Consider the following 14,118-nt stretch of genomic DNA (forward strand, 5'->3'; position numbering starts at 1 on the left):
GGTCTGAAATTTTGAGAGACTCTCACATTGTTTAAGCGATAAACAATGTGCGTTGTTTTCAATTTTCAGCTTGTTCCAGATTGTTAAAGAGCATAATTGTTAAACCAACTACAATATAATTGGCTTAATCATTATTGGGGACATCGTCTTTCACTCGATATCGGCGCAATTGGCGTCCCCTAGGGGATTCGAACCCCTGTTACCGCCGTGAAAGGGCGGTGTCCTAGGCCTCTAGACGAAGGGGACACAAGATATTGCACATACTGCTGCGGTATCTCATGTAAGTCCTATTCTCTCGAATAAGTCTCCCACGTATAGCCTATTGCTCTACTTTCTATCAGACAATCTGTGTGAGCACTTCACAAAAACACTTCAATGGTAAGGAGGTGATCCAACCGCAGGTTCCCCTACGGTTACCTTGTTACGACTTCACCCCAGTCATGAATCACAAAGTGGTAAGCGCCCTCCCGAAGGTTAAGCTACCTACTTCTTTTGCAACCCACTCCCATGGTGTGACGGGCGGTGTGTACAAGGCCCGGGAACGTATTCACCGTAGCATTCTGATCTACGATTACTAGCGATTCCGACTTCATGGAGTCGAGTTGCAGACTCCAATCCGGACTACGACGTACTTTATGAGTTCCGCTTGCTCTCGCGAGGTCGCTTCTCTTTGTATACGCCATTGTAGCACGTGTGTAGCCCTACTCGTAAGGGCCATGATGACTTGACGTCATCCCCACCTTCCTCCGGTTTATCACCGGCAGTCTCCTTTGAGTTCCCGACCGAATCGCTGGCAACAAAGGATAAGGGTTGCGCTCGTTGCGGGACTTAACCCAACATTTCACAACACGAGCTGACGACAGCCATGCAGCACCTGTCTCAGAGTTCCCGAAGGCACTAAAGCATCTCTGCTAAATTCTCTGGATGTCAAGAGTAGGTAAGGTTCTTCGCGTTGCATCGAATTAAACCACATGCTCCACCGCTTGTGCGGGCCCCCGTCAATTCATTTGAGTTTTAACCTTGCGGCCGTACTCCCCAGGCGGTCGATTTAACGCGTTAGCTCCGAAAGCCACTCCTCTAGGGAACAACCTTCAAATCGACATCGTTTACAGCGTGGACTACCAGGGTATCTAATCCTGTTTGCTCCCCACGCTTTCGCACCTGAGCGTCAGTCTTTGTCCAGGGGGCCGCCTTCGCCACCGGTATTCCTCCACATCTCTACGCATTTCACCGCTACACATGGAATTCTACCCCCCTCTACAAGACTCTAGCTGACCAGTCTTAGATGCCATTCCCAGGTTAAGCCCGGGGATTTCACATCTAACTTAATCAACCGCCTGCGTGCGCTTTACGCCCAGTAATTCCGATTAACGCTTGCACCCTCCGTATTACCGCGGCTGCTGGCACGGAGTTAGCCGGTGCTTCTTCTGTCGGTAACGTCAATCGTTGATGATATTAGCATCAACGCCTTCCTCCCGACTGAAAGTACTTTACAACCCTAGGGCCTTCTTCATACACGCGGCATGGCTGCATCAGGCTTGCGCCCATTGTGCAATATTCCCCACTGCTGCCTCCCGTAGGAGTCTGGGCCGTGTCTCAGTCCCAGTGTGGCTGATCATCCTCTCAGACCAGCTAGGGATCGTCGCCTAGGTGAGCCATTACCTCACCTACTAGCTAATCCCATATGGGTTCATCCGATAGCGCAAGGACCGAAGTTCCCCTGCTTTGCTCCTGAGAGATTATGCGGTATTAGCTACCGTTTCCAGTAGTTATCCCCCTCTATCAGGCAGATCCCCATACATTACTCACCCGTCCGCCGCTCGTCAGCGAGAAGCAAGCTTCCCCTGTTACCGCTCGACTTGCATGTGTTAGGCCTGCCGCCAGCGTTCAATCTGAGCCATGATCAAACTCTTCAATTAAAAGTAGCTTGATGCTCAAAGAATGTTTACTGTCGTATGTCTTCTTGCGAAAACATATTACCTATTAGTTCATATATATGAATTAACGTGTTAGTCACTCTTCAAGACTTAAAATCAAATATTTTTTTGATAGTGTCCTGTGAGTGCCCACACAGATTGTCTGATAAATTGTTAAAGAGCGTTGCGACTGAATCTTTCGATTTTTGAACCGGATTTTGTGAATCAGGTCATTGTCGCGAGGTGTCGTATAATACGTTTTTTATTTAGAAAGTCAAGCGTTTATTTTCAACTTTTTTCTTTCTCACCTCTGTTATCACTGGGTTATGAAGTTTTCTTCTAACCGGTTTGTCGTGACAACGGATGCGCATTATAGGGAGCCTTCAGAATTACACAACCTTTTTTTTAAAAAAAAACTCTGTTTGCGGATAAAATAGCCACCTTGTGCTTTTTCACCGCATAACGGTTATAAAAGAAACGACTTCATGCCTATAATTCTAGCTTTAGCAACCTACTGGCTCATAAATTCATAATGAACTAATGGGTTATTTAACAGCTATCTTTTATTTCTTTTTATGGTTATCACTATGAACACACTTTTACGTCCTTATTTAGGTATTTACCCTTCTATTAATGCACGCGTTTTCATTGACCCATCTTCTGTTGTAATTGGAGATGTTCGCATAGCTGATGATGTCAGTATTTGGCCTCTTTCTGTTTTGCGTGGTGATGTTAACTATATTTCTATTGGTGCACGCACCAATATTCAAGATGGCTCAGTTCTACATGTCACACATAAATCCGCAAGTAACCCTGAGGGGAACCCGTTAATTATTGGAGAAGATGTCACCATTGGTCATAAAGTTATGTTACATGGTTGCACTATAGGAAATAGAGTGCTGGTTGGAATGGGGTCAATTGTCATTGATGGGGCTATAGTAGAAGATGACGTTATTATTGGGGCTAACAGTTTAGTAACTCAAGGAAAAAGACTCGAATCCGGTTACTTATATACAGGGAGCCCAGCAAAAGCCATCCGAAAATTGACTGATGCTGAGTTAGGTCATTTACGTTATTCAGCAAATAACTATGTCGAATGGAAAAATAACTATTTAGCATCTGATAATATGTAAAGCCCATCGTCATCATCGAGGCCTTGTTCAATCAAGGCTTCAAACTCTTCTTCTATATCCCATCGATGCTGCTGAAATAAACTCAAAGGTGTTTCTTCTTTACCATAACGTTGAAATAACAATGACTGAGGAATTGCACATTCCGCAAGCATTCCGCTGATCAACACAGGAAAGCGTACTTGCTTGGATAGCGCATCCCACTCTTCTCTATCAGGGAATTGAATTTGCTGATTCACCCTTTCAATTCCTTATATAAGGCAGATAGAACAGGTGTAATTTCAGGAAGAATGCCATGCCATAGTTTAAAAGAAAACGCGGCTTGCCCTACTAGCATACCTAGGCCATCGGCTATTTTAGTCACTTGATGTTGAGTCGCAAACTCAAGGAAGGGCGTTAATGATGATTGATAAAACATATCATAACATGCAGCTTGATCGCTAAACACATTTGGATTGATTGCAGGAACCTCTCCACTTACACCAGATGAAGTCGCATTGATAATCAGATCAAAATCAGCAGATACGATCTGTGAGATCTCTTTCCCGCACATTTTACCTAGTGCTGAAAATTCATTAACTAATGATTCAACCTTAGAAAAGGTTCTATTTGTCAAAGTGATATCACAGCCATATTCTAAAAGTGGCAATAATGCTCCACGTGTCGCACCACCAGCACCAATCATTAATATTCGGCTATTTGGATGAACAAACTTTAAACGTTGTAAATCTAACAAAAGCCCCATTCCATCGGTGTTGTCGCCCAACAATCGATTATCATCAAGCTTCATCACCGTATTAACAGCGCCACAAACTTGAGCTCTTGCAGTTAATTCAGAAACAACCTGAAAAGCACGCTCCTTAAATGGCAAAGTAATGTTTGCGCCCTTTCCACCCTGAGAAAAAAAACCTATTAGACTTTGTTCGAATCCCTCGATTGGTGCTAGGACTTTTTCATATTCAAGGCAAACCCCTGTTTGCTCTGCAAACATTTTATGTATAACAGGTGATTTACTGTGTTGAATTGGATTACCAAAAACCGCAAACATTTCCATCAATATTATCCTTTACGATATAGTTGCCCTGTTTTTGCGTCTCTTATTTCAGATGGGTTTTGACGACCACCAACCATTCCATCAAGAACAGGAATACCCCCGTTGAACTGTGCAATAACCTCCTCAGTTGTTCTACAAGGCTCTAACCCACTTAAATTAGCACTTGTAGATACCAAAGGTTTGCCATAATGACGGCATAATTTTTTTACTAATTCATGGTCTGTAACTCTCACTGCGATGGTATCAAACCGACCTGTCAACCATTTTGGAGTCGTTACTTTTGCCGGGATCACCCATGTTACTGGCCCCGGCCATGTTGCAAACATCGCTTGCTTTTGTTCTTCTGTTAGTTGCTCATCATCTATATAGTCTTTTAATTGCTCGTAGCTATCAGCGATAAGGATTAATCCTTTTTCCCAAGGGCGTTGCTTTAACTCTAATAACTTATATACCGCTGTTTCACTATCAGGGTCACAACCTAAACCAAATACGGCTTCTGTTGGATAGGCAATAACCTCCTCATGTTGTAATGAACTAATAATACTTTCAATTGCAGGTGTAGATATATTTGACATAGTTTTAACTCATTATTCTTCTTGTTGTTTACCGCAGCGTTTGCTGGCACAAAATAATCTTACTCCCTGTCCCCCCCTTTTTTCCATAAGTAGTGGATACTCACAATACTTACATTTACCATTAATAGGCTTATTATTTAATATAAACTGACAGTTAGGGTAATTGTCGCAAGCATAAAAAGTTTTACCATAACGCGATTTTCTCTGTAATAAATTCCCTTTTTGGCATTGAGGACAAGAAATTTTAGTTTCATCCGGTTTATCTATTAGCTCAATATGTTCACATTCAGGATAATTACTACAACCAATAAACATGCCAAATCGGCCTTGCTTAAGCACTAGGTCGTGACTACATTTAGGACAATGTTGACCTTCTAATACTTTAATTATATGACTTTCCACCGTAGGTCTTAGCGGTCTCATATAATGACATTGTGGATAACTTGAACAACCTAAAAAAGGCCCATGTGAACTATTGCGGATAACAAGCAAAGAATCGCATTCTGGACAATGTTCATTTTTTTCTGTATCGAAGGGCAGTTGTTTAGACATGTTTTTCTCTACTGTTGCTTTTAACTAAGTTACTCTGGTATACCCACCAGCCCCCGAGCTAACTACCCCATTAATTTCCATCTCAGTTAATATGGTAATAATTTGAGTAACTGGAATTTGGGTTTGTTCTGCAATGACATCTACTGGTGTCGCTTGGTACCCAACCATACCTAAAATTTTATTTTCTACCACATTAAACTCAAGTGGTGCCTGTTCTATAGGTAATTCGGTTTGTATCCAATTTAACCCATCACCTATATGCTGTAAAACATCCTCAGGTTCAGCTAATAGATAAGCTCCCTGCTGTAATAACCAATGGTTGCCATGAAATGCAGAGTTACCTAATGGAGCAGGCAATGTAAATAAGTCGCGGTTTTGCTCTAATGCATACCTAGCGGTTATCAGTGAGCCACTTTTCATCCCTGCTTCGATTACAATAACTGCTTTACTTAACCCACTAATAATACGGTTTCTCTTGGGAAATTGTTTAGGTAATGGTGGTGCATCAGGCCAATATTCTGAAATCAAAGCACCATAATTTTTGATTTTTTCAGCCAATTCAGTATGTTGTCGTGGATAAATATTCGCTAACCCGCTACCTAAAACCGCAATTGTTTCACCTCGATTATCAAGGGCAGCCTTATGGCTTATACCGTCGATACCTAATGCAAGCCCACTGGTGATGGTTATACCATGATGGACAAAGCTCTTCACAAATAGGTTAGTCCATATTCTGCCGTATTCACTTGCTCTACGACTTCCAACTACAGCAATTTGTGGCGTTACCAATAATTCACTTTTTCCCACGACAAATAATAAAAGAGGAGGACGGTAAATTTGCTTTAATAAAAAAGGGTAATGGGAATCACAGAAAGTAATCATTTGATGATGTTTATTTGAAAGCCATGCCTGTACTTTCTCAAGCCGGTGCATAGAGACATTCATAAACTGTAATTGCTGTATTTCATTCAAACCATGATGGTGTAAAGTCTGATAGCTAATTTTATTTAGTTGTTTTAGCTCATTAATTATTCTTACTGCATTCAGAGGTAATAACCTTTTAACCTGTGACATTCTTAACCAAATTTCTTGGATATTCATTATTGTCATCCTGACTCATCAACAAATAGGTTCTTCAGTGAACAAATCATAACCAATACTGTCAATATGAATGAGAAATGTCTAGAATAGTCATTAATTCCCATTCACATTTTGGAAACTGCTCGAAAAATTTATGTCAGTCTTAAACGTATTACATTACCCAGACGAACGCTTACGCACAATTGCTAAGCCAGTAGACAAAGTTGATGCTTCTATACAGCGTATCGTTGATGATATGTTCGATACCATGTATGAAGAAGAAGGTATTGGCCTTGCAGCAACACAAGTTGATATCCACCAGAGAATCATCGTTATTGATGTGTCTGAAACTCGTGATGATCGCTTAGTTCTTATTAACCCTGAATTACTAGATAAATCAGGGGAAACGGGGATCGAAGAAGGTTGCTTGTCTATTCCAGAACAACATGGCTTCGTCCCTCGTGCTGAGCAGGTAAAAGTTCGCGCGCTAAACTATAACGGAGAGTCTTTTGAACTGGAGGCTGATGGTTTATTAGCTATCTGTATCCAACATGAGATGGACCACCTTGTTGGTAAACTATTCGTTGACTATTTATCGCCTTTAAAACGTCAGCGCATCCGCCAGAAAGTTGAAAAGTTAGACAGACTAAGAGCAAAAGAAGCCAAAAATAGCTAATTCGCTACATATAAATAGGGAAATTAACGTGTCAGAGCCATTAAAAATTATTTTTGCGGGTACCCCCGATTTTGCGGCCAAACATTTAGCTGCTCTCTTAGATACTAGACACCAAATCGTTGGCGTCCTCACTCGCCATGATAAACCTGCGGGAAGAGGTAAAAAGTTAACTCCGAGCCCTGTCAAGGTTCTCGCTGAAGAACACCAAATCCCTGTTTTTCAACCAGTATCTCTTAAAGATAGCGAAAACCAGCAGTGGATAAAAAACCAAAATGCAGACTTAATGATAGTTGTTGCCTATGGCCTGATTCTACCGCAAGCCGTTCTCGATATTCCTCGCTTAGGTTGCTTGAATGTTCACGGCTCTTTGTTACCTCGCTGGAGAGGAGCAGCACCAATTCAACGTTCTATTTGGGCTGGTGATACTGAAACGGGTGTGACTATTATGCAAATGGATGCAGGTTTAGATACTGGAGACATGCTTTACAAAGCAATTTGTCCAATTAACCCTAGTGATACAAGCGCCTCGTTATATGACAAGTTAGCAATAATAGGCCCAGAAGCATTAATTCATACTGTTGAAATGCTATCCTCAGGCCAATGCACAGCTGAAAAACAAGATGATTCATTAGCAAATTACGCTGAAAAATTATCAAAAGAAGAAGCTCGCATTAATTGGCAAGATGATGCTGTACATATTGAGCGTTGTATTCGTGCTTTCAATCCTTGGCCAATGAGTTATTTCATGGTTGAAGAGCAACTCATTAAAGTTTGGCAAGCTGAAGTATTCACCGACGAACATGACAAGCAACCAGGAACAATTATTAGCGCTGATAAAAAAGGTATATGTATCGCCACAGGAAATGGCATACTAAATATTACTCAGCTACAACCGCCTGGCAAAAAAGCAATGAGTGCACAAGATATCCTAAACTCTCGTCGCGAATGGTTTACTCCAGAGCAAATTCTAGCATAACGAACTTGTAAACTGCCTGATACCTTCAGGCAGTTTTATTTCAGTCACTAATATATTCATCTTCACCATATGAAAAACACATATAATTTGCGTAGTATCGCGGCAACAGCAATTAATCAAGTCCTTGATAACGGACAATCACTAAGCACTGTATTGCCTGACTTACAACGCAATATCAATGATAAAGATAAAGCTTTATTACAAGAAATTTGCTTTGGCGTTTTACGTTATTTACCTAAGCTTGAATGGTTTATTAGTCAGCTAATGGAAAAACCATTAACTGGTAAACAAAGAACCCTGCATTACTTAATTATGGTAGGTATCTATCAGCTACTTTATACTCGCATTCCGCCTCATGCTGCATTAGCAGAAACAGTAAATGGAGCAGTAGCACTGAAAAAACCCCAATTAAAAGGGCTTATTAATGGCGTGTTGCGTTCATTTCAACGCCAACAAGTACAATTAGAAGAAAGAATTACTAACAACACTAGCCAATATTTACATCCAAGCTGGTTATTAAAACGCCTACAAACTGCCTATCCAGAGGATTGGCAATCTATTATTGAAGCAAATAATCAACGCCCACCTATGTGGTTAAGAGTAAACTCTCAACATCACACTGCTGCACAATATCTCAACTTACTAGAACAATCTGAGATAACCGCACATTTGCACCCCTCACATCCAAATGCTATTCGGTTAGATGAACCCACCGCAGTATCTCGTCTTCCGGGCTTTGAAGATGGCTGGTCAACAGTACAAGATGTCTCAGCTCAAGGCTGCGCTGAATTGCTAGAACCTCAAAATGGGGAAAGTATTTTAGATTTATGTGCAGCACCAGGTGGAAAAACAACCCATATTTTAGAATTAGCCCCTAGAGCGAATGTTATTGCTGTAGATATCGATGAATATCGTCTTAAAAGAGTGAAAGAAAATCTAATTCGTCTTAAGCAACATGCTGTTGTTATACAAGGAGACGGCACACAGCCTGAAAAATGGGCGAAAGATCAGCAATTTGACCGTATTTTACTTGATGCACCTTGCTCCGCTACAGGCGTTATTAGGCGTCATCCTGATATTAAATGGCTACGCCGTGATTCGGATATAAATGAATTGGCGCAACTACAAGCTCAAATTCTCGAAGCTATCTGGCCTTATTTAAAACCGGGCGGTACTCTACTTTATGCGACATGCTCAATTATGCCCGAAGAAAATGGAAAGCAAATACAAAATTTCCTATCTAAACATAATGACGCCAGTCTAAATGATGGAACCGATGCTGGGTTACAAGTATTACCAAGTACTAATGGTGGTGATGGTTTCTTTTATGCACGCTTAGTCAAAAAAGTGTAGGAAATGGTAGCCAGCTCTCTGATATAGGAATATGTAATGAAGATCATTATTCTAGGTGCTGGGCAAGTTGGCGGCACGCTTGCTGAAAATTTAGTTGATGAGAACAATGATATTACCGTCGTCGATACCGATGCTGATCGCTTACGTCAATTACAGGATCAATTCGATCTGCGAGTGGTAAATGGCCATGGTTCTCATCCCCGGGTACTTCGAGATGCAGGTGCAGAAGATGCAGATATGTTAGTAGCAGTGACCAATTCCGATGAAACTAACATGATTGCTTGCCAGATTGCCTATAGCCTATTTAATACCCCAAATAAAATAGCGCGTATCAGGGCAACTGAATATATCCGTGAAGCCGACAAATTGTTCCTGCCTGAACAAATCCCGATTGACTACTTAATATCGCCAGAACAATTAGTTATCGATTATATCTATAAATTAATTCAATACCCTGGTGCTCTTCAAGTTGTAAACTTTGCAGAAGGCAAAGTCAGTATTGTTGCTGTAAAAGCTTATTACGGCGGTTCCCTCGTGGGTAATGCATTATCGAGTTTACGCGAACATATGCCACATATTGATACTCGCGTTGTCGCTATTTTCCGCCAAGATAGGCCTATCCGGCCTCAAGGCTCAACAATTATTGAAGCGGGTGATGAGGTTTTTTTTGTTGCTTCAACACAACATATCCGAGCCGTAATGAGCGAGCTGCAAAGACTAGAAAAGCCATACAAACGTTTGATGATAGTCGGTGGTGGTAACGTCGGAGCTGGTCTAGCAAGGCGACTAGAAAAAGATTACAGCGTGAAACTTATTGAGCGAAACCAGAAGCGTGCAACAGAACTTGCTGAGTTACTGCATGATACCATTGTATTTTATGGCGATGCATCCGACCAAGAACTACTCACAGAAGAACATATTGAGCAAATGGATGTTTTTATTGCCCTAACAAATGATGATGAAGCTAATATTATGTCTGCTATGTTAGCAAAAAAAATGGGGGCTAAAAAAGCAATGGTTCTTATACAACGCTCTGCATACGTTGAACTCGTTCAAGGTGGGGTGATTGATATTGCGATTTCACCTCAACAGGCAACTATTTCTGCTTTATTAAGCCATGTAAGAAAAGCGGATATAGTCAATGTTTCATCTTTAAGAAGAGGCGTTGCGGAAGCTATTGAGGCAATTGCACACGGTGATGAAAATACGTCAAAAGTTGTTGGCAAAAAAATATCTGAAATTAAACTTCCTCCTGGAACTATTATTGGTGCAATTGTTCGTGAAGAAGAAGTCATTATAGCTAGTGATTACCATATAATTGAACAAGGTGACCATGTCATTATGTTTATTACAGATAAAAAGTATGTACCCGAAGTTGAAAAATTATTTCAACCAAGTCCATTCTTTTTATAAAAATAAAAATAGTAAATATTTGTAGCTTAATAATTTTAGCGACTATAATTTGTTAACCTAATACATGTTTTGTTTCAATTGAGTTATTTATTAAGGGGTCGTCTAATGAGCTTTTTAAAAGATTTCCGCGAATTTGCTATGAAGGGCAATGTAGTGGATATGGCAGTTGGTATTATTATTGGTGCTGCATTTGGTAAAATTGTATCTTCATTAGTTGCTGATGTCATTATGCCTCCGCTAGGTTTACTAATCGGAGGTGTTGATTTCAAATCATTCAGCGTAGTATTAAAAGAAGCACAAGGTGATTTACCAGCAGTAGTACTAAATTATGGTATGTTTATACAAACCGTTTTTGACTTCGTTATTGTTGCGTTCGCTATCTTTATGGCAATTAAGGTCATGAATAAAGTTCGCCGTGAAAAAGAAGCCGCACCAGCAGAGCCAGCCCCACCATCTAAAGAAGAAGTTCTGTTATCAGAAATTCGTGATCTTTTAAAAGAACAAAATAAAAATTAACTAAAAGGCCAGTGGTAATAAGTAAATAAACCTATTACCGCTGGCCTCCCAGTTAACTGACTTCTTATTTTTTTCTTTTCTTGTATAACTACCTTTTCCTTTTTTGTTTTTTTCAACTCTTTGGCGAAATAGTGGATCATGTAGTAATGCTTCAATCGCATTATCTTTAATCTCACCACGTTTATGTTGATATTTACTCATGATATACCCTCATATAATTAGCAGATTGTATAATTAATAAACTTTAGATGCACCTTTTTCTAATATTTCCATAATGGAGCAATAGGTTGTCGCATGTTCTTCACCACAGCACGCTGAACTTAACATCTTCAGCGAATCGCGCATAATAATAAGCTCTTGTATCTTTTTTTCAACTTCAAGTAATCTGAGATCAACAATCTGTTTAGATTCTTGGCAGGTATGATGCTCAGGATCCACTCGTATTGAAAGTAATTCAGTGATAGCTTCTAAAGTAAAACCTAACTGTTTTGCATAACGAATAAAACGCAGTCGCTGTAGGTCTTGTTCCGTAAATAACCGATACCCACCTTCTGTTCTTTCTTTATGTCCCATCAAACCTTGTTTTTCATAAAAACGAATCGTATCAGGCGTCACATCTGCTAGCCTAGCAAGTTCACCTATCTTATACATGCTCATAATACTTACCTGTAAATATGGGTTAACCACGAAAAAATCAAGGGAATAAATTTATTTGAAGAAGTAAGAATAGCAGGTACAAAAAAACCGGGCAAATATACCCGGTTTTCTTGAAAGCGACAGCAGATTACTCTGCAGCTGCTTCTTGAGACTCAACAGCACGGTCAACAAGCTCGATGTAAGCCATCGGAGCGTTGTCACCTGTGCGGTAGCCACACTTAAGAATACGAGTGTAACCACCTGCACGAGCTGCGAAACGAGGTCCCAGTTCATTAAATAATTTTGCAACGATCTCGTTATCACGAGTACGTGCGAATGCCAGACGACGATTAGCTACGCTGTCGGTCTTGGCAAGAGTAATCAGCGGCTCAACGACGCGACGCAGTTCTTTCGCTTTAGGCAGAGTCGTCTTGATGATTTCATGACGAACTAAAGAACCTGCCATGTTACGGAACATAGCTTGGCGGTGGCTGCTGTTGCGGTTCAATTGACGACCACTCTTACGATGGCGCATGACCTTATCCTTCTCAGTAAAACCTTAACCTGTGATCTTAGTCATCAGCAATACTTGCTGGTGGCCAATTTTCTAAGCGCATGCCCAGAGAAAGACCACGAGATGCCAAGACGTCCTTAATTTCAGTAAGAGATTTCTTACCAAGATTCGGAGTTTTAAGCAACTCAACTTCTGTACGCTGTACCAGATCACCGATGTAGTGGATAGCTTCTGCTTTGAGGCAGTTAGCAGAGCGGACAGTCAATTCCAGATCGTCAACTGGGCGCAATAAGATAGGATCGAATTCTGGTTTTTCTTCTTTAACTTCAGGCTGACGTACATCACGTAAGTCAACAAAAGCTTCAAGTTGTTCAGCCAGAATGGTTGCCGCACGGCGAATCGCCTCTTCAGGATCGATTGTACCGTTAGTTTCCATTTCAATAACTAACTTATCCAAGTCTGTACGTTGCTCAACACGAGCTGCTTCAACATTGTAGGCAATACGCTCTACTGGGCTGTAGCAAGCATCGACTAACAAACGACCGATTGGGCGCTCATCTTCTTCCGAATGAACTCGGGCAGAAGCCGGCACATAACCACGACCACGCTGTACTTTAATTCGCATATTAATAGATGCGCTTTCGTCAGTCAGGTGGCAGATGATGTGCTGTGGCTTGACGATTTCGACATCACCATCATGGATGATGTCGGCTGCAGTCACAGGGCCAATGCCAGATTTATTCAAGGTTAAAATAACTTCATCTTTCCCCTGAACTTTTACCGCCAGCCCTTTCAGGTTGAGGAGAATCTCCAGGATATCTTCCTGTACACCTTCTTTGGTGCTGTACTCATGCAGTACACCATCAATCTCAACCTCTGTCACCGCACAACCCGGCATAGACGAAAGCAGAATACGGCGCAGTGCGTTACCAAGAGTATGGCCAAAGCCACGCTCTAAAGGCTCAAGGGTCACCTTAGCGTGCGTCGAACTCACTTGCTCGATATCTACCAGGCGCGGTTTTAGAAACTCTGTCACAGAACCCTGCATTGTGTCCTCTCTTTGGTGCTAAGCTTTACTTGGAGTAAAGCTCGACGATCAGGTGTTCGTTAATGTCCGCAGACAAGTCAGTACGTTCAGGAATACGTTTGAACACACCTTCCATTTTAGCAGCATCAACTTCCAGCCAAGTTGGCTTCTCACGCTGTTCAGCCAGCTCTAAAGCAGCCTTAATACGAGACTGTTTTTTAGCTTTCTCACGAACGCTGATAACGTCATTCGGGGAAACCTGATAAGAAGCGATATTAACTACACGGCCATTTACCATGATAGCTTTATGGCTAACCATTTGACGTGCTTCTGCGCGAGTTGCGCCAAAGCCCATACGGTAAACGACGTTATCAAGACGACCTTCCAGCAAAGTCAGCAGGTTTTCACCTGTGTTGCCTTTCAGACGTGTTGCTTCTTTGTAATAGTTACGGAATTGACGTTCCAGAACACCGTAGATACGACGAACTTTTTGTTTTTCACGTAACTGGACGCCATAGTCAGACAGACGCGGTTTACGCGCACCGTGCTGGCCTGGAGCCTGTTCTAATTTACACTTGGTGTCAATCGCGCGAACACCAGACTTCAGGAAGAGGTCTGTTCCTTCGCGACGGCTCAGCTTGAGCTTAGGACCCAAATATCTAGCCATTTTCTTTCTCCAACAGTCCTAAAAAAAACGAAA

16 protein-coding genes, 1 tRNA gene and 1 rRNA gene are annotated in these 14,118 nt (G+C 41.4%); 6 read left to right on the top strand and 12 right to left on the bottom strand.

Annotation, left to right across the window (positions count from 1 at the left end; genetic code table 11):
* Positions 1-170: 170 nt before the first annotated feature.
* A tRNA-Glu gene (locus P3L40_RS21420) sits at positions 171-246 on the bottom strand.
* A gap of 133 nt (positions 247-379) precedes the next feature.
* A 16S ribosomal RNA gene (locus P3L40_RS21425) occupies positions 380-1,919 on the bottom strand.
* Between the two features lie 584 nt (positions 1,920-2,503).
* Between P3L40_RS21425 and P3L40_RS21430 the strand changes: the two genes are divergently transcribed.
* The gene (locus P3L40_RS21430) at positions 2,504-3,049 is read left to right on the top strand and encodes a gamma carbonic anhydrase family protein (protein WP_036959227.1); all 546 of its coding nucleotides are present in this window, start codon (positions 2,504-2,506) and stop codon (positions 3,047-3,049) included.
* On the opposite strand, the gene P3L40_RS21435 is transcribed toward P3L40_RS21430, so the two are convergent.
* Genes P3L40_RS21435 through dprA form a run of 5 tightly spaced genes read right to left on the bottom strand, consistent with a single transcriptional unit; the run spans position 3,025 to position 6,328 of the window.
* Positions 3,025-3,285, bottom strand: coding sequence for a DUF1488 domain-containing protein (locus P3L40_RS21435; protein ID WP_004265524.1), 261 nt, complete (start codon positions 3,283-3,285; stop codon positions 3,025-3,027). The genes P3L40_RS21430 and P3L40_RS21435 overlap by 25 nt on opposite strands.
* Positions 3,282-4,100 carry a shikimate dehydrogenase gene (gene aroE, locus P3L40_RS21440; RefSeq protein WP_004265523.1) on the bottom strand — a complete coding sequence of 273 codons (819 nt, stop codon included), beginning with the start codon at positions 4,098-4,100 and terminating at the stop codon, positions 3,282-3,284. The genes P3L40_RS21435 and aroE overlap by 4 nt, the downstream gene beginning before the upstream one ends.
* 5 nt (positions 4,101-4,105) lie before the next feature.
* Positions 4,106-4,675: an L-threonylcarbamoyladenylate synthase type 1 TsaC gene (gene tsaC, locus P3L40_RS21445; RefSeq protein WP_004265520.1), complete on the bottom strand. Its 570-nt coding sequence runs from the start codon at positions 4,673-4,675 to the stop codon at positions 4,106-4,108.
* Between the two features lie 12 nt (positions 4,676-4,687).
* Positions 4,688-5,227, bottom strand: coding sequence for a type I DNA topoisomerase (locus P3L40_RS21450; protein WP_036959223.1), 540 nt, complete (start codon positions 5,225-5,227; stop codon positions 4,688-4,690).
* A gap of 24 nt (positions 5,228-5,251) precedes the next feature.
* Positions 5,252-6,328 (bottom strand): DNA-processing protein DprA, encoded by a 1,077-nt coding sequence (gene dprA / locus P3L40_RS21455; RefSeq protein ID WP_036959221.1) that lies wholly within the window; start codon positions 6,326-6,328, stop codon positions 5,252-5,254.
* Between the two features lie 133 nt (positions 6,329-6,461).
* Between dprA and def the strand changes: the two genes are divergently transcribed.
* The 5 genes from def to mscL all read left to right on the top strand — a co-directional run bounded on the left by def (position 6,462) and on the right by mscL (position 11,241).
* Positions 6,462-6,983, top strand: a complete 522-nt coding sequence (gene def / locus P3L40_RS21460; protein ID WP_004265511.1) for a peptide deformylase — start codon at positions 6,462-6,464, stop codon at positions 6,981-6,983.
* 28 nt (positions 6,984-7,011) lie between these two features.
* The gene (gene fmt, locus P3L40_RS21465) at positions 7,012-7,959 is read left to right on the top strand and encodes a methionyl-tRNA formyltransferase (protein WP_210853690.1); all 948 of its coding nucleotides are present in this window, start codon (positions 7,012-7,014) and stop codon (positions 7,957-7,959) included.
* Positions 7,960-8,028: 69 nt separating this feature from the next.
* The gene (gene rsmB / locus P3L40_RS21470; protein ID WP_210853692.1) at positions 8,029-9,312 is read left to right on the top strand and encodes a 16S rRNA (cytosine(967)-C(5))-methyltransferase RsmB; all 1,284 of its coding nucleotides are present in this window, start codon (positions 8,029-8,031) and stop codon (positions 9,310-9,312) included.
* A 36-nt stretch (positions 9,313-9,348) separates the two neighbouring features.
* The gene (gene trkA / locus P3L40_RS21475; RefSeq protein WP_004265502.1) at positions 9,349-10,725 is read left to right on the top strand and encodes a Trk system potassium transporter TrkA; all 1,377 of its coding nucleotides are present in this window, start codon (positions 9,349-9,351) and stop codon (positions 10,723-10,725) included.
* 105 nt (positions 10,726-10,830) lie between these two features.
* Positions 10,831-11,241 (top strand): large-conductance mechanosensitive channel protein MscL, encoded by a 411-nt coding sequence (mscL, locus tag P3L40_RS21480; protein ID WP_004265501.1) that lies wholly within the window; start codon positions 10,831-10,833, stop codon positions 11,239-11,241.
* Here mscL and P3L40_RS21485 read toward each other — a convergent pair whose 3' ends face one another.
* From P3L40_RS21485 to rpsD, 5 genes are all read right to left on the bottom strand, one after another.
* Positions 11,242-11,442, bottom strand: a complete 201-nt coding sequence (locus tag P3L40_RS21485) for an alternative ribosome-rescue factor A (RefSeq protein WP_004265498.1) — start codon at positions 11,440-11,442, stop codon at positions 11,242-11,244.
* 33 nt (positions 11,443-11,475) lie between these two features.
* Complete coding sequence (gene zntR / locus P3L40_RS21490; RefSeq protein WP_036959225.1) at positions 11,476-11,892, bottom strand: Zn(2+)-responsive transcriptional regulator; 417 nt, start codon at positions 11,890-11,892, stop codon at positions 11,476-11,478.
* A 133-nt stretch (positions 11,893-12,025) separates the two neighbouring features.
* On the bottom strand, positions 12,026-12,412 hold the full coding sequence (gene rplQ / locus P3L40_RS21495; RefSeq protein WP_004907152.1) for a 50S ribosomal protein L17: 387 nt from the start codon (positions 12,410-12,412) through the stop codon (positions 12,026-12,028).
* 37 nt (positions 12,413-12,449) lie between these two features.
* The gene (locus tag P3L40_RS21500; protein ID WP_004265491.1) at positions 12,450-13,439 is read right to left on the bottom strand and encodes a DNA-directed RNA polymerase subunit alpha; all 990 of its coding nucleotides are present in this window, start codon (positions 13,437-13,439) and stop codon (positions 12,450-12,452) included.
* Positions 13,440-13,464: 25 nt separating this feature from the next.
* Complete coding sequence (gene rpsD, locus P3L40_RS21505) at positions 13,465-14,085, bottom strand: 30S ribosomal protein S4 (RefSeq protein WP_004265487.1); 621 nt, start codon at positions 14,083-14,085, stop codon at positions 13,465-13,467.
* Between the last annotated feature and the right edge of the window lie 33 nt (positions 14,086-14,118).

This window comes from Providencia sp. PROV040, assembly GCF_032706145.1.
In the GTDB taxonomy this organism is placed as follows: Bacteria; Pseudomonadota; Gammaproteobacteria; order Enterobacterales; family Enterobacteriaceae; genus Providencia; species Providencia hangzhouensis.